The organism is Micromonospora sp. CA-111912 (assembly GCF_050948415.1).
Taxonomy (GTDB): Bacteria; Actinomycetota; Actinomycetes; order Mycobacteriales; family Micromonosporaceae; genus Micromonospora.
In genome coordinates, this window is the sequence record NZ_CP192007.1 from 5,392,892 (window position 1) to 5,408,978 (window position 16,087).

The 16,087-nt window shown below is 72.0% G+C and carries 20 protein-coding genes; 12 read left to right on the forward strand and 8 right to left on the reverse strand.

What is annotated here, in order from left to right:
• Nucleotides 1–14: 14 nt before the first annotated feature.
• Nucleotides 15–851, reverse strand: coding sequence for a cytochrome bc1 complex diheme cytochrome c subunit (gene qcrC, locus ACQPZO_RS22220; RefSeq protein WP_433343646.1), 837 nt, complete (start codon nt 849–851; stop codon nt 15–17).
• 72 nt (nt 852–923) lie between these two features.
• On the reverse strand, nt 924–1,523 hold the full coding sequence (ctaE, locus tag ACQPZO_RS22225; protein ID WP_387023613.1) for an aa3-type cytochrome oxidase subunit III: 600 nt from the start codon (nt 1,521–1,523) through the stop codon (nt 924–926).
• A 108-nt stretch (nt 1,524–1,631) separates the two neighbouring features.
• Between ctaE and ACQPZO_RS22230 the strand changes: the two genes are divergently transcribed.
• The 4 genes from ACQPZO_RS22230 to ACQPZO_RS22245 all read left to right on the forward strand — a co-directional run bounded on the left by ACQPZO_RS22230 (nt 1,632) and on the right by ACQPZO_RS22245 (nt 4,656).
• Nucleotides 1,632–2,600 (forward strand): cytochrome c oxidase assembly protein, encoded by a 969-nt coding sequence (locus ACQPZO_RS22230; protein WP_433343648.1) that lies wholly within the window; start codon nt 1,632–1,634, stop codon nt 2,598–2,600.
• Between the two features lie 105 nt (nt 2,601–2,705).
• Nucleotides 2,706–3,101 carry a hypothetical protein gene (locus ACQPZO_RS22235; RefSeq protein WP_350882819.1) on the forward strand — a complete coding sequence of 132 codons (396 nt, stop codon included), beginning with the start codon at nt 2,706–2,708 and terminating at the stop codon, nt 3,099–3,101.
• A gap of 91 nt (nt 3,102–3,192) precedes the next feature.
• The gene (gene trpD, locus ACQPZO_RS22240; protein WP_433343650.1) at nt 3,193–4,239 is read left to right on the forward strand and encodes an anthranilate phosphoribosyltransferase; all 1,047 of its coding nucleotides are present in this window, start codon (nt 3,193–3,195) and stop codon (nt 4,237–4,239) included.
• A 213-nt stretch (nt 4,240–4,452) separates the two neighbouring features.
• Nucleotides 4,453–4,656, forward strand: a complete 204-nt coding sequence (locus tag ACQPZO_RS22245) for a hypothetical protein (protein ID WP_433343652.1) — start codon at nt 4,453–4,455, stop codon at nt 4,654–4,656.
• Between the two features lie 267 nt (nt 4,657–4,923).
• Here the strand turns inward: ACQPZO_RS22245 and ACQPZO_RS22250 are convergent, their stop codons facing one another.
• Complete coding sequence (locus ACQPZO_RS22250) at nt 4,924–5,352, reverse strand: cytochrome c oxidase subunit 4 (protein WP_433343654.1); 429 nt, start codon at nt 5,350–5,352, stop codon at nt 4,924–4,926.
• A 10-nt stretch (nt 5,353–5,362) separates the two neighbouring features.
• Nucleotides 5,363–6,334, reverse strand: a complete 972-nt coding sequence (gene ctaC, locus ACQPZO_RS22255; protein WP_433343656.1) for an aa3-type cytochrome oxidase subunit II — start codon at nt 6,332–6,334, stop codon at nt 5,363–5,365.
• 169 nt (nt 6,335–6,503) lie between these two features.
• On the opposite strand from ctaC, the gene ACQPZO_RS22260 reads away from it, so the two are divergent.
• Nucleotides 6,504–7,655 carry a cysteine desulfurase family protein gene (locus ACQPZO_RS22260; protein WP_433343658.1) on the forward strand — a complete coding sequence of 384 codons (1,152 nt, stop codon included), beginning with the start codon at nt 6,504–6,506 and terminating at the stop codon, nt 7,653–7,655.
• Nucleotides 7,652–7,915: a sulfurtransferase TusA family protein gene (locus ACQPZO_RS22265; protein WP_433343659.1), complete on the forward strand. Its 264-nt coding sequence runs from the start codon at nt 7,652–7,654 to the stop codon at nt 7,913–7,915. The genes ACQPZO_RS22260 and ACQPZO_RS22265 overlap by 4 nt, the downstream gene beginning before the upstream one ends.
• A gap of 19 nt (nt 7,916–7,934) precedes the next feature.
• Here ACQPZO_RS22265 and ACQPZO_RS22270 read toward each other — a convergent pair whose 3' ends face one another.
• Complete coding sequence (locus tag ACQPZO_RS22270) at nt 7,935–8,237, reverse strand: hypothetical protein (protein WP_433343661.1); 303 nt, start codon at nt 8,235–8,237, stop codon at nt 7,935–7,937.
• Nucleotides 8,238–8,344: 107 nt separating this feature from the next.
• Between ACQPZO_RS22270 and ACQPZO_RS22275 the strand changes: the two genes are divergently transcribed.
• From ACQPZO_RS22275 to ACQPZO_RS22290, 4 genes are all read left to right on the forward strand, one after another.
• Nucleotides 8,345–9,193 carry a helix-turn-helix domain-containing protein gene (locus ACQPZO_RS22275; RefSeq protein ID WP_433343662.1) on the forward strand — a complete coding sequence of 283 codons (849 nt, stop codon included), beginning with the start codon at nt 8,345–8,347 and terminating at the stop codon, nt 9,191–9,193.
• Nucleotides 9,194–9,208: 15 nt separating this feature from the next.
• A complete protein-coding gene (locus ACQPZO_RS22280; protein ID WP_433343664.1) occupies nt 9,209–9,421 on the forward strand; it encodes a DUF397 domain-containing protein in 213 nt (70 codons plus the stop codon).
• Nucleotides 9,422–9,548: 127 nt separating this feature from the next.
• Nucleotides 9,549–9,845 carry a hypothetical protein gene (locus ACQPZO_RS22285; protein WP_433343665.1) on the forward strand — a complete coding sequence of 99 codons (297 nt, stop codon included), beginning with the start codon at nt 9,549–9,551 and terminating at the stop codon, nt 9,843–9,845.
• A gap of 12 nt (nt 9,846–9,857) precedes the next feature.
• Nucleotides 9,858–10,073 carry a hypothetical protein gene (locus ACQPZO_RS22290; protein WP_433343667.1) on the forward strand — a complete coding sequence of 72 codons (216 nt, stop codon included), beginning with the start codon at nt 9,858–9,860 and terminating at the stop codon, nt 10,071–10,073.
• Between the two features lie 149 nt (nt 10,074–10,222).
• On the opposite strand, the gene ACQPZO_RS22295 is transcribed toward ACQPZO_RS22290, so the two are convergent.
• The 3 genes from ACQPZO_RS22295 to ACQPZO_RS22305 all read right to left on the reverse strand — a co-directional run bounded on the left by ACQPZO_RS22295 (nt 10,223) and on the right by ACQPZO_RS22305 (nt 13,196).
• On the reverse strand, nt 10,223–11,200 hold the full coding sequence (locus tag ACQPZO_RS22295) for a carbohydrate kinase family protein (RefSeq protein ID WP_433343669.1): 978 nt from the start codon (nt 11,198–11,200) through the stop codon (nt 10,223–10,225).
• A gap of 271 nt (nt 11,201–11,471) precedes the next feature.
• Entirely contained in the window at nt 11,472–11,843 is a 372-nt protein-coding gene (gene erpA / locus ACQPZO_RS22300; RefSeq protein ID WP_161690397.1) for an iron-sulfur cluster insertion protein ErpA, read from the reverse strand.
• Nucleotides 11,844–12,059: 216 nt separating this feature from the next.
• Nucleotides 12,060–13,196 (reverse strand): glycerate kinase family protein, encoded by a 1,137-nt coding sequence (locus ACQPZO_RS22305; protein ID WP_433343671.1) that lies wholly within the window; start codon nt 13,194–13,196, stop codon nt 12,060–12,062.
• 91 nt (nt 13,197–13,287) lie between these two features.
• Between ACQPZO_RS22305 and nadA the strand changes: the two genes are divergently transcribed.
• Both nadA and murA read left to right on the forward strand, forming a co-directional pair.
• Complete coding sequence (nadA, locus tag ACQPZO_RS22310) at nt 13,288–14,484, forward strand: quinolinate synthase NadA (RefSeq protein WP_433343673.1); 1,197 nt, start codon at nt 13,288–13,290, stop codon at nt 14,482–14,484.
• Nucleotides 14,485–14,697: 213 nt separating this feature from the next.
• Nucleotides 14,698–16,053, forward strand: a complete 1,356-nt coding sequence (gene murA, locus ACQPZO_RS22315) for a UDP-N-acetylglucosamine 1-carboxyvinyltransferase (RefSeq protein WP_433343675.1) — start codon at nt 14,698–14,700, stop codon at nt 16,051–16,053.
• The last annotated feature ends 34 nt before the right edge of the window (nt 16,054–16,087 follow it).

Genomic DNA, 16,087 nt, shown 5'->3' on the forward strand with positions numbered 1-16,087 from the left:
AATGATCCGCTCGGTCACGACTTGCCCGCGATCCACAGGCTGGCGAAGACGAGCGCGACGATGCCGACCAGGAAGATCGCCAGGCCCTCGGTGGACGGCCCGTACCGACCGAGGTTGAAGCCACCCTGATCCTGGTCGGACTTCAGGGTGTCCTGGATGTAGGCGATGATGTCCGCCTTCTGCTCCGGGGTGATCTGGTTGTCCCCGAAGACCGGCATGTTCTGCGGGCCGCTCAGCATGGCGGCGTAGATCTGCCGGTCGGTGGCCGGGCTCAGGCTCGGCGCGTACTTGCCGGAGGACAGCGCACCGCCGCCGCCGCCGAAGGCGTGGCACTGCGAGCAGTTGATCCGGAACAACTCACCGCCGGTCGCCAGGTTGGCGCCCTCGCGCAGGTCACCCTCGGGCACCTGCGGGCCGCCGCCGAGCTCCTGGACGAACTGGCCGAGCTGGCGGACCTCCTCGTCGGTGAACACCGGCGGCTTGCGCATGGCCTGCGCCTCCTGGCGGGCCATCGGCATGCGGCCGGAGCTGACCTGGAACTCGACCGAGGCCGCACCGACCCCGACCAGGCTCGGGCCACGACCCTCGACGCCCTGCGCGTTGCGACCGTGGCAGGACACGCAGCTCACGTCGAACAGCGCCTTGCCCTCGGCGGCGGCGCCGGTGATCGGCGGATTTTCCTGCGCCTGCACGCCGGGGGCGAAGACGGTGTAGGCGCCGCCGGCCAGCGTCAGCGCGGCGATCAGCCGGACCGCGGCGCCCAGCCGGCGGCGGCCCCTGCTGCGCCCCGCGGACCGCTCGCCGCGCAACCGCGCGAGCAGACCGCGTCGGCGGTCGTTGTCAGAAGTCATGACCTGTGTCCTTAACCGGTGGGACCTTGTCTCAGGGGACGGGGCAGCGGCGCGGTTCGTGACGCGCCAAGATCACTGAAGCCAGTAGATCATGGCGTAGAGGCCGATCCACACGACATCGACGAAGTGCCAGTAGTACGACACGACGATCGCCGACGTGGCCTGGGCCGGGGTGAACCGGCCCATGGTCGTACGGATCATGAAGATGATGAACGCGATCAGACCGCCGGTCACGTGCAGGCCGTGGAAGCCGGTGGTCAGATAGAACATCGACCCGTACCCGTCCGCGTTGATCTTCACGCCCTCGTGGACCAGGGTCCGGTACTCGTTCACCTGACCGAGCACGAAGATCAGACCCATCACGAAGGTGATGGTGAACCAACGCCGGAGGGCGTGGACGTCACCCTTCTCGGCGGCGAACACACCGAGCTGGCAGGTCACCGAGGACAACACCAGGATCACCGTGAAGGTGGTCGCGTACGGGATGTTGAGGTGCTCGGTGTGCTTCGCCCACTGCTCCGGCGCTGCCGCACGGATGGAGAAGTACATCGCGAACAGCGCCGCGAAGAACATGAGTTCGCTGGAGAGCCACACGATCGTCCCGACGCTGACCATGTTGGGCCGTGTCAGAGAGTGGATCCGGCTCTTGTCAATGGCTGGGGCCGCAGTCACGCGGTCATTATTGCCCCTGACCACGGCCGGCGATCAGCGGGGGGGCAAATCGGTGGCACAGGTGGCCCGATCGTGGAGGTCCGGTTCGCCTGGCCTAGCCTGAAAAGCGTGCTGCACGTCGATTCGATCTTCGCCGCCACCTCGGCGGTCGCCGCGCCGCAGGCCGTCGCGGCCGGCGGCGACCCGATTCCGCCGCCGTTCACCGTGGCCCGGGTGTTCACCGAGACCCGGTTGGACAGCTGGCTGGCCCTCGGGCTGGTGCTCGCCGCCGGACTGTACCTCTACGGAGTGCACCGGCTCCGGCTGCGCGGGGACCGCTGGCCGGTCGCCCGCACGGTGTTCTTCCTCGGCCCGGGGCTCGGCGGGATCGCCGCGGTCACGGTCAGCGGCCTGCACGCGTACGACACCGCGCTGCTGTCGGTGCACATGGTGCAACACATGGTGCTGTCGATGGTCTCGCCCATCTTCCTGGCCCTCGGCGCCCCGATCACCCTGGCCCTGCGCACCCTGCCGGTCCGGCCGCGCAAGCGGCTGCTGGCGATCGTGCACAGCCGGATCGCCCGGATCTACAGCTTCCCGCTGGTGGCGTTCGCCATCTTCGTGGTGAACCCCTTCGCGCTCTACTTCACCGACCTGTACCGCTACACCCTCGAGCACGCCTGGGCGCACGAGGTGGTGCACGCGCACTTCATCATGACCGGCTGCGTGTTCTTCTGGCCGCTGCTCGGGCTGGACCCGCTGCCCGGCCGGTGGCCGTACCCGGGCCGGGCGCTGCTCATGGTGCTGTCGGTGCCGTTCCACACCGTGCTCGGGCTCACGATCATGCAGAGCACCACGCTCTTCGGCGGCGACTGGTACCCGTCGCTAAACCTGACCTGGTCGAACCCCTGGGACGACCAGGTGGTCGCCGGTGGGGTCCTGTGGGCCGGCGGCGAGTTCGTCAGTGTGACGATGCTCGCGGTGCTGGTGGCGCAGTGGATACGCCAGTCCGAGCGGGAGGCCCGCCGGCTCGACCGCGAACTGGACCGCCAGGAGGCCCGCCAGCGCGCCGCGGAGGCGGCGGAAACAACACCCTGACCTGCCCTTTCCGGTACGCCGACCGCGCCGCGTGGGCGCGAGGTCGGCGGGCCGGGGGCGGCGGGTACGATCAGCGCGCAGCTACGAGGTGGGAGCCAGCCAGCGATGAGCGATCGTCTTTGCACCGTCCTGCTCTACAGCGACGACCCGCAGGTCCGTGACCGGATGCGGCTGGCCGTCGGCACCCGGCCCGCCCCCGGGCTGCAGATCGAGTTCGTCGACGCGTCCGACTACGCCGGGTGCATCCGGCTGGTCGACGAGTACGAGATCGACCTGATGCTGCTCGACGGCGAGGCGAGCCCCGGCGGCGGCCTCGGCATCGCCCGGCAGATCAAGGACGACCGGGACGACGCCCCCCCGACCTGCCTGGTGATCGCCCGCGCCGCCGACCGTTGGCTGGCCGCGTACGCCCAGGTCGACGCCACCCTGGTGCACCCGCTCGACCCGGTGACCACCGGCACCACCGTGGCCGAGCTGCTGCGCAGCCACGCCCCGGCCTGAGCCACCGCGGCCCGGCGACGCCCGGCCCGACCCGCGGCCCACACCGGTCGCACCCCGTTTCCGCACCCCACGCCCGATCGGGAGGCCCGTCATGGGCGAACGGACCTGGCCGCACCTGATCTCCGCGCTGCTACGCGGCGAGGAACTCTCCACCGCGGACACCGCCTGGGCGATGGGCGAGATCATGGCCGGCTCGGCGGGTTCGGCGCAGATCGCCGGCTTCGCCGTCGCGCTGCGGGCCAAGGGCGAGACCCCGGCCGAGCTGGCCGGGCTGGTCGAGGCGATGCTCGGCGAGGCGGTGCCCGTCGAGCTGCCGGAGGAGCTGCGGACGTCCGCGCTCGACGTGGTCGGCACCGGCGGTGACCTCGCCCACACCGTGAACATCTCCACCATGGCCGCCCTCGTGGTGGCCGGCACCGGGGTCCGGGTGGTCAAGCACGGCAATCGGGCCGCCTCGTCCCTGTGCGGCACGGCCGACCTGCTGGAGTTCCTGGGCCTGCCGCTGGACCTGTCCCCCGAGGGGGTGGCCCGGTGCGTGGCCGAGGCCGGCATCGGCTTCTGCTTCGCCGGCCGGTTCCACCCGGGCATGCGGCACACCGGCCCGACCCGGCGCGAGCTGGGCGTGCCCACCTTCTTCAACTTCCTCGGCCCGCTGACCAACCCGGCCCGGCCCCGGGCCGGCGCGGTCGGCTGCTTCGACCTGCGGATGGCGCCGGTGATGGCCGCCGTCTTCGCCGGTCGGGGCGACTCGGTGCTGGTGCTGCGGGGCGAGGACGGCCTCGACGAGTTCACCACCGCCGCGCCCACCCGGGTCTGGGCGGCCCAGGCAGGCACCGTCAGGGAGGCCGTGGTGGACGCCACCGACCTCGGGGTGCCCCGGTCCACCCTCGCCGAGCTGCGGGGCGGGGACGCGACGTACAACGCCGGCGTGGCCCGGCGGCTGCTGGCCGGCGAGACCGGCCCGGTGCGGGACGCGGTGCTCGTCAACGCCGCCGCCGCGCTGGCCACCCAGGGCCCGCTCGACGGCGACCTGGTCGAGGCACTGCGCGCCGGGATGGCCCGGGCCGCCGAGTCGATCGACTCCGGCGCCGCCGCCGCCTCGCTGGACCGCTGGATCGAGATCGCCCGCTCCGCCTGACCACCGGCGGCCCGACCGGCCGAGGCACCCGGCGGACGTGTCGGACCCCCATGGGAAACTACATCCGAGTAATTTTCCGCGCCCGTTCCGGCCCCGACCGCCGGGCGGGCCGCGCCGGCCACCCCGCCGGCCGACGTCCCCCGTGGGTCCCCGGTCAGCCGCCCGACGGCACCGCGCGACCACGACGGCGTCCAGCAACGAGAGGAGACGCCCGTGTCGGACCGCGAGCTCTACTGCGACACCTGCGAGGGCGTGCAGCCGTTCGAGGCGCCACCGTGCGCCGACGGCCACGGGGCCGACTGCCCGGATCTGGCCTGCACCCGCTGCGGCGCGGCCGTGGTGACCGGCACGTTCACCCTCCCGGCCAACCAGCCCGCCGGCCGCCGCCACCGCGCGCCGCGGCACCGCGCGGCCTGACCGGCACGATCCCCGGCACCGCACCCCGACACCGCCGCGCCCCGCAATCGCGCGGCCCGACCGGCACGGCCCGGCACCGCGCGGCCCGACCGGCACGGCCCGGCACCGCGCGGCCCGACCGGCACGGCCCTCGGCACCGTGCACCCCGCCATCGCCTCGGCGTGCCACCTAGACCTACGCGCGCCCCCGCCCGCGCCCCCTTCAGACGCACGGAAGCCCGCGACCCCCTCGGGGGTAGCGGGCTTCCGTAAGCGCCGGGATCGCCGGTCAGTGCTCGGCGGTGCGCCGGGTGCCGGTGTAGTACTCGAAGAGCAGGCCGCAGGCGGCGAAGATGACGGACACCAGGCCCAGGCCGATCAGCCAGAACTGCCAGAACGCCAGGCCGAGACCGGCGATCGCGGCGGACAGCGCCAGCCCCAACGGCCAGTAGCTGCCCGGGCTGAAGAAGCCGATCTCGCCCGCGCCGTCGGCGATCTCGCCGTCCGGCCGGTCCTCCGGCCGCAGGTCGATGCGGCGGGAGACGAACCAGAAGAAGCCACCACACATCGCGCACAGCAGGAACGACAGCAGCAGCGCGACGGTGCCGATCCACTCGACATGTCCGCCGGAGTCGCCGTACGTCCAGGCACCGTAGAGGACCGTCACGCCGAAGAGGAACCCGGCGATGACCAGGAAGATACGCCACTCGGTCTTCATGCCCGCTCCCTCAGCTTCCCGCGCCGGCGGCAACGTCGTCCGGGTTGAAGTTGGCCGTGCCGCGCCGCGTGTCGAACGGCCGCGTGGTGGAGGCGTACGGGTCCTCACCGATCGCGGTGAGCGCCTCCTGCGTCGACTTGCCGTCCCGCTTCGCGGCCAGGAACTGGTCGTACTTCTCCGGAGAGACGACCCGCAGCTCGAAGTTCATGAACGCGTGGTAGGTGCCGCACAGCTCGGCGCAGCGACCGACGTACGCGCCCTCGGCGTCGAGGCTGGAGACCTCGAAGACGTTGCGGATGTTGCCCGGCATGACGTCCCGCTTGAACAGCATCTCCGGCACCCAGAACGAGTGGACGACGTCCTTGCTGGTCTCCTCGAACCGGATGGACCGCTCGGTCGGCAGGACCAGGATCGGGATGACCTCGCTGGTGCCGAGCACCGACGCCACGGTGTTCGCGTCCTTGCCCTGGCCGTCGCGGTAGTTGAACTGCCAGTTCCACTTGAAGGCGACGACCTCGACCGTGATGTCCGGGTTCTTCGTCGTCTTCGTCACGTCGGTCTGCACGACCGCCGTGTAGTAGAAGAGCACCGACACGATCAGGATCGGGGCGATCGTGTAGAGGAACTCCATCGGCATGTTGTAGCGGGTCTGCACCGGCAGCTCGTTGCCCCGCTTCCGGTAGCGCACCACGCACCAGAAGATCAGGCCCCAGACGAACACGCCGACCGCGAGCGCCGCGATGCAGGACGCGATCCACAGGTCGTACATCCGGTGCGACTCGGGCGTGATGCCGCCCTGCGGCCAGCCGAAGCCGCCGAACGTCTTGCCGACGTCGCAGCCCGTGAGCAGGACCAGCAGCGCCGCGCCGCCGAGGCCGAGCCCGGCGAGCCGACCAGCACCACGCCGCCGGCCTCCACCGGCTCCCGGAGAAGCGCTGTGCCGTACGGCGGACGGCCGTACCTCCGAACTCCTTGCGACCACCTGGTCCTGCCTCCCTAGCGCGCCGCGGTGGTTGTTGTCCCCGTACCTGCGGCAAAGGCGTCACCGACGGTCGCAGATTACTCGACCATGACGGGCCTGACCGTGTTGGGGTCACTGTCCGCCCCCATCGGGGGGATCTTGGGCATACCGGCGCGATAGCGTCGGAGCCGTGAGTGCACCCCTCGTCTACCTGGACGCGGCCACCGCCGCGCCGCTGCATCCGGTCGCCCGACAGGCCCTGCTGGCCGCCCTCGACGACGGCTGGGCCGACCCGGCCAGGCTCTACACGCAGGCTCGCCGCGCCCGGCAGTTGCTCGACGCCGCCCGCGAGGCCGCCGCGGCCACCCTCGGTGTCCGCGCCGACGAGCTGTCCTTCACCCCCAGCGGTACGACCGCGGCGCACTCGGCCGTGCTCGGCGGCCTGGCCGGGCGGCGCCGGGCGGGCGGAACGCTGGCGCACTCGGCGATCGAGCACTCGGCCGTGCTGCACGCCGCCGAGCGGCACGCCGCCGCGGGCGGCACGGCGATCTCCGTGCCGGTGGACCGGCTCGGCCGGATCGACCCGACCACCTGGTCGGCTGCGGTCGCCGCCCCGGGGGTGGCCCTCGCCGCCCTGATCGGGGCCAGTCACGAGGTGGGCACCGTGCAGCCGGTGGCCGAGGCCGCCGCCGCGTGCGCCGCCGCCGGGGTGCCGCTGTACGTCGACGCGGCCCAGCTCGTCGGGCGGGCCCCGGTGCCGGACGGCTGGTCGTTGCTGACCGCCAGCGCGCACAAGTGGGGCGGCCCGCCCGGCGTCGGGCTGCTGGTGGTGCGCAAGGGCACCCGGTGGGAGTCGCCGTGGCCGGCCGACGAGCGGGAGTCGGGGCGTACCCCCGGGGTGGTGAACCTGCCCGCGGTGGTGGCGGCGGCGGCGAGCCTGCGCGCGGCGGCGGCCGACGCGGCAGCCGAGGCGGCCCGGCTGGCCCCGCTGGTGGACCGGATCCGGGCGCGGGTGGCGGCCGAGGTGCCGGACGTGGAGGTGGTCGGCGACGCGGTCGACCGGCTCCCCCACCTGGTCACCTTCTCCTGCCTGTACGTCGACGGCGAGGCGCTGCTGCACGCGCTGGACCGCCGGGGGTTCGCGGTCTCCTCGGGCTCGTCCTGCACCTCGTCGACGCTGCGCCCCTCGCACGTGCTGGAGGCGATGGGGGTGCTCTCGCACGGCAACGTGCGGGTGTCGCTGCACCGGGAGACGACGGAGCCCGACGTGGAGCGGTTCCTCGCCGAGCTGCCGGGGATCGTCGCGGAGTTGCGCGCCGAGGCCGGGGTGGTGGGGCTGTGACCGGGCCGGACGAGGTGACCGGGCCGGCGGCACCGACCGCCCCGGCCGAGGTGCTGGACTGTCGGGGGCAGCGCTGCCCGCTGCCGGTGATCGGGCTGGCCCGACGGCTGCCGGAACTGCCGGTCGGTGCGGTGCTGCGGGTCCTCGCCGACGACCCGGCGGCGGCCGTCGACATCCCGGCCTGGTGCCGGATGCGCGGCCAGGAGTTCGTCGCCGCGCACTCCGAGGGCCCCGGCTACGACGTCCGCCGCACCCACTGAGCCGCCCACGGCCCGCGCCTCATGGACTCGTGACGCACGGCAGGGCGTCGATCCAGATCAACCGGAGTTGACGGCCGGTGCGGCTGAAGAGCCGCAGTGCGCCCTCGGCGTCCGCGAAGTGCCCGGTCGACGTCCGATCGTCGCTGTGGAGCAGGACGCCGTCCTCGAACGACATGCCCCAGGCGAAGACTCGACCGTCGACGCGGTCGCCGTACTCCTCGCAGATCGCGAACCGCCGGGGCGCGAACTCGTTCACCAGCTCGACAAGCATCAGCTGAAATTCCTCGGGCGTGCCGAGCGGCTCGGTCGTCGGGTCAAGCATGGCCACCTCCAAAGGTTGATTGCTATACGTATAGCCTGTCGCATTGCTTATTGGAAGTGGTGACGGCATGATGTCTTCATCGGTACCCGAACGTGGAGGCGAAGCTGATGGCACCGCGAACAGACCCTTCCGCGCTGCGCTGGCTGATCGGAGCCGAGCTGGGCCGATATCGCCGCGAGTCGCCGATGACGCTGACCGAACTCGCGGCCCGCACCGGCATCGGCAAGCCGAAGCTCGGCCACATGGAGACCGGCCGCTACCAGCAGTTCCCCGAGGACATCGCGAACATCCTGCGGGCCTGCGGGGCCGATCAGCCCGCGATCGACCGGCTCACCGCGCTCGCCACCCGCTCCGACGCCAGGACGTGGTGGGCGCCCTGGGGTGCCGTGATGCCGGACTGGTTCAAGACGTACGTCGGCCTGGAAGGGCTGGCCGACAGCGCGTTCGTGTTCGAGTCCATGGTCATCCCCGGCCTGCTCCAGACCGAGGACTACGCCCAGGCGCTGACCCTCGGCACCGGCTTCGTCCGCCCCGACCACGCCGAGCGTTTCGTGTCCTTCCGGCAGACCCGGGCCAGGCGGCTCGCCGACGACGAGCCGCTCACTCTGCACGCGGTGGTCGGCGAGGCGGCGCTCCGGCTGCGGGTCAACGGCGACGAGACCCGGCGGGCCCAACTCGCGCACCTGGCCGCCATGTCCGAGCTGCCGAACGTCACCGTGCAGGTGCTCCGCCCCGAGGACGGCCCGCACGCCGCTGGCGCGATCGGCAAGTTCGTCCTGCTGGACTTCGCCCACGTCCGGCCGATCGCCTACACCGAGGTGCTCGACGGGGCGATGTACGTGCAGGACCCGGACGGCGTGCGCACCTATAGCATGGTGGCAGCCAACCTGCGCCAGGTCGCCCTCTCGCCCGTCGAATCGCGCGCGTTGATCAGGGAGTTGGCCGGCGCGGCCTAGCCCTCGGAGGCCACCATGTCCACCCCCGATTTCGCCACCGCCCGTTGGTTCACCAGCAGCCGCAGCACCAACAACGGCGACTGCGTGGAGTGCGCCGTCCTGCCCCACGTCATGGCGGTACGCGACAGCAAGGACCGGTCCGGCCCGACGCTCGTCTTCCCGTCCGGCCAGTGGTCCGCGTTCATCGCCGCGACCACCTCCGGCACCGTCGCCCCGCCGCGGCGCTAGGGCCTCTACCGAAGCCGCCCCACCCCGGCTCAACCCTCGAACTGGTAGATCTTGGAAGCAACCAGCCCTTCCAGGGGCCGGAATCTTCCAAGATCTACCCGATCTCCGCTCAGATGACGGGAATGTCATGGGTGTGCGTGCGGGTGTGGTCTGGCACACCGTAGTTAGTGCCAACTACTGCATGTTCGGGTTTCACGATCCGACCTGCGAGGAGTCGGAGAACTTCGCCACGGCGATCTCCGCCGCGAGCCGGGGGGTGGTCGGCTGGGCGGCCAACGCGGTGATGGTGGACGTGGTCACCGACCTGGTCGACATCGACGTGCGGATCGAGGTGTTCGACGAGGCGCCGGCCGCGGACGCTTCGGCTGACCTCTTGCGGGACGGGCAGATCGAGGTGCCCGGCGGGTTGATCAGTGTGCTGTAGTTCCAGCGCGGCGTGGACCTTCCGGGCGGCCCCGGCACCTACGGAGTGCGGGTCTGCGGCTACGGCCGCACTCGGGTACGCCAGCTACGGGAGAAACGCGTGGAGCCGGGCGGTCCGGGTGATACCGGCCCCATCGGTGCGGCCCTGGCGGGCGTGGAGCGTTACCGGATCTGTCTCTGGCAGGTGTCGTCCGAGCCGCACTGGGAGTACGACGACGAAGACAAGTGACAACGGACGCCCCGGCACGGCCGAGGGCAGCCGCTGCCGACATCCCTTGATCGTCTGCGGCTGAGCGGCACGACACGCCGGTACAGCTGCCGCTCAGCCGAAGATGAACAACATGTGCCGGTCGGTTCGACGCGCCGGCCGGGCCGGAGCTAGGGGAGCAGGTGCGGGCGGACGTCGGCGGCGGCGACGTCGCCGTACGACTCGGCGAGCCGCTTGACGAACAGGTCGTGGCGCACCTCGTACTCCTGGGTGCCGACGGTCTCCAGCACCAGGGTGGCCAGCAGGGAGCCGACCTGGGCGGACCGCTCCAGACTCAGGCCCCAGGAGAGCCCGGCGAAGAATCCGGCCCGGAAACCGTCCCCGACGCCAGTGGGGTCGACCGCTTTGGTCTCCCGGGCGATCGGCACATGGATGGTGTCGAAGTCCCGGCCGGCGATCTCCGCGCCGTTGCTACCCAGCGTGGTCACCCGGACCTTCACCCGGTCCAGCAGCTGCGCGTCGGTGAGACCGGCCTTGCTCTGCAGCAGCGCCTTCTCGTACTCGTTGGTCATCAGGTACTCGGCGCCGTCGATCAGGCCCACCACGTCGTCGCCGCCCATCCGGGCAAGCTGCTGGGACGGGTCGGCGACGAAGGCGTACCCGCGCTCGCGGCACTCGGCGGAGTGCCGCAGCATCGCCGCCGGGTCGTTGGCGCCGACCAGCACGAGGTCGAGCCCGTCGAGCCGCTTCGCGACCGGGGCCAGCTCGATGTTGCGTGCCTCGCTCATCGCGCCCGCGTAGAAGGAGGCGATCTGGCACATGTCCGTGTCGGTGGTGCAGACGAACCGGGCGGTGTGTGCCACCTCGCTGACGTGCACCGAGTCGCAGTCGACGCCGTGCCGCTCCAGCCAGGAACGGTAGTCGGCGAAGTCGGCGCCGACCGCGCCGAGCAGGATCGGGCTCAGGCCGAGCTGCGCCATGCCGAAGGCGATGTTGGCGGCCACCCCGCCCCGGCGCAGCACCAGGTCGTCCACGAGGAAGGACAGCGAGACCTTGTCGAGCTGGTCGGCGATGAGCTGGTCGGCGAACCGGCCGGGGAAGCTCATCAGGTGGTCGGTCGCGATCGAGCCGGTCACGGCGATCTTCATGTCAACCCTCGTGGTCGGGAACACAGCGCGGGTCAGCCTACCGGGCCGTTCGGTGTCGCGGCCCTGGGTCGAGAGAGATCGTTCACGTTCCGGTTGACCCCGCGTCGCCGGTCGGCCGGCCGGCGTCCGCCGGGGAGCGGATCCCCACTGGTCGGCCCACCGTGACGGCACCATGGGCGGCTACGGACGGTGAAGCCGTGCCGCAAAAAAGACAGCGGGGCCACCCCCGGGTCGGGGGTGGCCCCGTGCCGTATCGGCCGAGGGTGTCGACTCAGCTGAACGAGTCGCCGCAGGCGCAGGAGCTACCCGCGTTCGGGTTGTCGATGGTGAAGCCCTGGGCGTCGATCCGGTCGGCGAAGTCGATGGTGGCACCGGACAGGTAGGGGGCGCTCATCCGGTCGACGACGACCTCGACACCGTCGTAGTCGGTGACGACGTCACCGTCGAGCGAGCGCTCGTCGAAGAAGAGCTGGTACCGCAGGCCGGAGCAACCGCCCGGCTGCACCGCCACCCGGAGCCGCAGGTCGTCGCGGCCCTCCTGCTCGATCAGGGCCTTGACCTTCTGCGCCGCCACGTCGGTGAGGACGATGGAAGTAGGGGCCTCGGTCGACTCGGTCGACTCGGTCTGCGCTGGCGTGGTCACGTGGAAATCTCCCTGCGCGGTCTGGGTCTGGACGCACTGGCCAACGTCTCGCGTCGTCCAGTGATTCCCGATGTGGTCGCAGACCCGATGGTACGCCGCCCCGGCCGGGGCCACCCGGTCGACGTGACCCGGGACGACACAACCGGCGGGCCGTCCTAGGAGGATAGGTGGAAAGGTGGGGCCGGTCGGGTCGTCAGCCGCCCTCCTCGGCTGCGCTCAGCGGCTCCACTGGCGGGCCAGGCGGGCGCCGAGCTCACGCAGCCCCTCCGCCGGGCGGCTTAGCGCCGCGTCCAGCCCGCCGCGCTCCTCACCGCCGAAGTGGTCCACCAGGCTGTACGCGTCGGTGACCCCGGCCGAGGCGGCCTCGCGCCGCCCGGTGCTCACCTGTCCCGCCAGCACCACGCAGGGCACCCCCCGGTCCCGGGCGGCCCCGGCCACCCCGGCGACGACCTTGCCGCGCAGCGACTGGTGGTCGAAGGAGCCCTCGCCGGTGACCACCAGGTCGACCGCGTCGAGCGCGGCGGACAGCCCGATGGCCTCGGTGACCAGGCCGATGCCGGACTCGCACCGACCGCCGAGCGCCAGGATCGCCGCGCCGAGGCCGCCGGCCGCGCCGCCGCCGGGCAGCGCGCCGAGGCCCGCCGGGCAGCCGGGCAGGTCCCGCTCCAGCACGCCGGCGAAGCGCTCCAGCGCGGCGTCGAGCAGCAGCACGTCGGAGCGGATCGCGCCCTTCTGCGGGCCGTAGACGCTGCTGGCGCCGTGCAGCCCGAGCAGCGGGTTGTCCACGTCGGTGGCGGCGACCAGGGTGACGCCGCGCAGCCGGGGCGCGCCGTCCAGCCCGGCGATCCCGGCCAGTGCCGCCCCGCCGTACGGCAGGGCCCGGCCGGCCTCGTCGAGCGTGGTGACGCCGAGCGCGGTGAGCAGGCCGGCCCCGCCGTCGTTGGTGCCCGAACCGCCGAGCCCGATCACCACCGTCCGGGCGCCGTGCTCCACGGCGGCGGTGACCAGCGCGCCGAGCCCGTACGAGGTGGTGGCCTTCGGGTCGCGCTCGGCGGCGGCGAGCAGGTGCAGGCCGCAAGCCTGGGCACTCTCCAGGTACGCCGTGCCGTCGTCGGTGAGCAGGATCTCACCGTCGGCCGGCCGGCCGAGCGGGTCGACGGTCGGCACCGGCACCCGGCGCCCGCCGAGCGCCTCGGCGAGGACGGCGACGAAGCCGGGCCCGCCGTCGGCGAGCGGGCGGATGAGCAGGTCATCCCCGCCGGCCACCTCCCGCCAGCCCTCGGCCACCGCCGCGGCGACCTCCTGAGCCGGCAGCGTGCCGGCGAACTTGTCGGGACAGAGCAGCACGCGCATGCCGAGCAGTGTGGCAGGGCACTTCGGTGCGAGGCAGTGTGGCAGCCCACACCGCCACGAGCCCCCTTCCCGGCTGTGGAACCATGAGGGCGTGACTTCGATGTGGGCGGAACCCTCCAACACCGCGACGGCCCTGCTGCTGCTCGGCCGTGGGGGTGACCCCGCCACCGAGCGCGGCGTGGAGTGTCCGGGCGACCTGCCGGCGCCCAGCGATCCCGATCTGGTGGCCCGGGCGGCGGCGGCGAAGGCGGCGCTGGGCGACAGCGTCTTCGTGCTGGGCCACCACTACCAGCGCGACGAGGTGATCCAGTTCGCCGATGTGACCGGCGACTCGTTCAAGCTGGCCCGCGAGGCGGCGGCCCGGCCGGACGCGGAGTACATCGTCTTCTGCGGCGTGCACTTCATGGCCGAGAGCGCCGACATCCTCACCACCGGCAGCCAGAAGGTGATCCTGCCCGACCTGGCCGCCGGCTGCTCGATGGCGGACATGGCGGTGCTGTCCCAGGTCGAGACCGCCTGGGACGTGCTGACCGAGCTGGGCGTGGCGCAGGACACCGTTCCGGTGACGTACATGAACTCCTCGGCCGACATCAAGGGCTTCGTCGGCCGCAACGGCGGCGTGGTCTGCACCTCGTCCAACGCCAAGCGGGCGCTGGACTGGGCATACGGGCGGGGGTCGAAGGTGCTGTTCCTGCCCGACCAGCACCTGGGCCGCAACACCGCCGTGCTGGAGATGGGCTTCTCGCTCGACGACTGCGTGCTCTACGACCCGCACAAGCCGAACGGCGGGCTCACCGCCGGGCAGCTCCGCGACGCGAAGATGATCCTGTGGCGCGGGCACTGCTCGGTGCACGGCCGGTTCACCCTGGACAGCGTCGACGACGTCCGCGAGCGGGTGCCGGGGGTGAACGTGCTGGTGCACCCGGAGTGCCGGCACGAGGTGGTCAACGCCGCCGATTTCGTGGGCTCGACGGAGTACATCATCAGGGCCGTCGAGGCCGCCCCGGCCGGCTCGGCGTGGGCGATCGGCACCGAGCTGAACCTGGTGCGCCGGCTGGCGCTGGCCCACCCTGACAAGCAGATCACGTTCCTGGACAAGGCGGTCTGCTACTGCTCGACGATGAACCGGATCGACCTGCCGCACCTGGTGTGGGCGCTGGAGGAGCTGGTGGCCGGCCGGGTGGTGAACCAGATCACGGTGGACCCGGACACCGCGCACCACGCCCGGGTGGCGCTGGACCAGATGCTGGCCCTCCCCGCCACCGATCCCACAGCGCCGACAACCTGATCACCCTGCGTGACATTACGGGTGCGTTTGCGCACGTGACACCCCGTTTCGTGCCCTCCGGGGCGATGTGACCCCATCCAAGCTGGTCACCGAGGGCTATGCTGCCGGGGCGACGACACGCGCGGGCCCGTTTACCGCCGGCCGCACTGCGGGTACCACCGACAACTCCCGCAACATCACAAACACGGCAGCACCGACGCGCTGGAGGTTGCGTTGACCGATGACGTCCTGGTCGTACACGGAGGTACTCCGCTCGAAGGGCGGATCCGCGTGCGCGGCGCGAAGAACCTGGTTTCCAAGGCGATGGTCGCCGCCCTGCTGGGCGACAGCCCCAGCCGCCTGTTCGACGTGCCGCGCATCCGCGACGTCGAGGTGGTCCGCGGCCTGCTCGGCCTGCACGGGGTCAAGGTCACCGACGGCGCGGAGATCGGTGAGCTGGTCTTCGACCCGGCCAACGTCGAGAGCGCCAGCACCGACCAGATCAACGTGCACGCCGGCTCCAGCCGCATCCCGATCCTGTTCTGCGGGCCGCTGCTGCACCGGCTCGGCCACGCGTTCATCCCCGACCTGGGCGGCTGCCACATCGGGCCGCGCCCGATCGACTTCCACCTCCAGGCGCTGCGCGAGTTCGGCGCCACGGTCGAGAAGACCCCGGAGGGGCTGCACCTGTCCGCCCCGAACGGGCTGCACGGCACCAAGTTCGCCCTGCCGTACCCGAGCGTCGGCGCGACCGAGCAGGTGCTGCTCACCGCCGTGATGGCCGAGGGCGTCACCGAGCTGCGCAACGCCGCGGTCGAGCCGGAGATCATCGACCTGATCTGCATCCTGCAGAAAATGGGCGCGATCATCAAGGTGCACACCGACCGGGTGATCGAGATCCAGGGCGTGCCGAAGCTGCACGGCTACACCCACCGGCCGATTCCGGACCGGATCGAGGCGGCGAGCTGGGCGGCGGCGGCGCTGGCCACCCGCGGCCACGTCGAGGTGCTCGGCGCGCAGCAGGCCGACATGATGACCTTCCTGAACGTCTTCCGGTCGGTCGGCGGCGAGTACGAGGTGACCGACTCCCGGCCGCCGAAGCTGGGCGACCCGGGCCAGGAGGGCGGCATCCGGTTCTGGCACCCGGGCGGCGAGCTGCACGCCGTGGCGCTGGAGACCGACGTGCACCCCGGCTTCATGACCGACTGGCAGCAGCCCCTCGTCGTGGCGCTGACCCAGGCCCGGGGCCTGTCGATCGTCCACGAGACGGTGTACGAGCAGCGGCTCGGCTACACCGACGCGCTGAACACGATGGGCGCCAACATCCAGGTCTACCGCGACTGCCTCGGCGGCACCCCGTGCCGGTTCGGCCGGCGCAACTTCAAGCACTCCGCGGTGATCGCCGGCCCGAGCAAGCTGCACGCGGCCGACCTGGTCATCCCGGACCTGCGCGCCGGTTTCAGCCACCTGATCGCCGCGCTCGCCGCCGAGGGCACCTCCCGGGTGTACGGCGTCGACCTGATCAACCGGGGCTACGAGGACTTCGAGGCCAAGCTGGCCGACCTGGGCGCCCACGTCGAGCGGCCGTAACGCCGCTCCGGCGGGGGCCGCCAGTAACCTCGCT

Excerpts from the sequence above, each read along its gene's own strand:
- qcrC (WP_433343646.1), bottom strand. The coding sequence starts at position 851 with ATGACTTCTGACAACGACCGCCGACGCGGTCTGCTCGCGCGGTTGCGC.
- ACQPZO_RS22235 (WP_350882819.1), top strand. The coding sequence starts at position 2,706 with ATGAGCGATCGTCTTTGCACCGTCCTGCTCTACAGCGACGACCCGCAG.
- trpD (WP_433343650.1), top strand. The coding sequence starts at position 3,193 with ATGGGCGAACGGACCTGGCCGCACCTGATCTCCGCGCTGCTACGCGGC.
- ACQPZO_RS22250 (WP_433343654.1), bottom strand. The coding sequence starts at position 5,352 with ATGAAGACCGAGTGGCGTATCTTCCTGGTCATCGCCGGGTTCCTCTTC.
- ACQPZO_RS22270 (WP_433343661.1), bottom strand. The coding sequence starts at position 8,237 with ATGCTTGACCCGACGACCGAGCCGCTCGGCACGCCCGAGGAATTTCAG.
- ACQPZO_RS22275 (WP_433343662.1), top strand. The coding sequence starts at position 8,345 with ATGGCACCGCGAACAGACCCTTCCGCGCTGCGCTGGCTGATCGGAGCC.
- ACQPZO_RS22280 (WP_433343664.1), top strand. The coding sequence starts at position 9,209 with ATGTCCACCCCCGATTTCGCCACCGCCCGTTGGTTCACCAGCAGCCGC.
- ACQPZO_RS22285 (WP_433343665.1), top strand. The coding sequence starts at position 9,549 with ATGGGTGTGCGTGCGGGTGTGGTCTGGCACACCGTAGTTAGTGCCAAC.
- ACQPZO_RS22295 (WP_433343669.1), bottom strand. The coding sequence starts at position 11,200 with ATGAAGATCGCCGTGACCGGCTCGATCGCGACCGACCACCTGATGAGC.
- ACQPZO_RS22305 (WP_433343671.1), bottom strand. The coding sequence starts at position 13,196 with ATGCGCGTGCTGCTCTGTCCCGACAAGTTCGCCGGCACGCTGCCGGCT.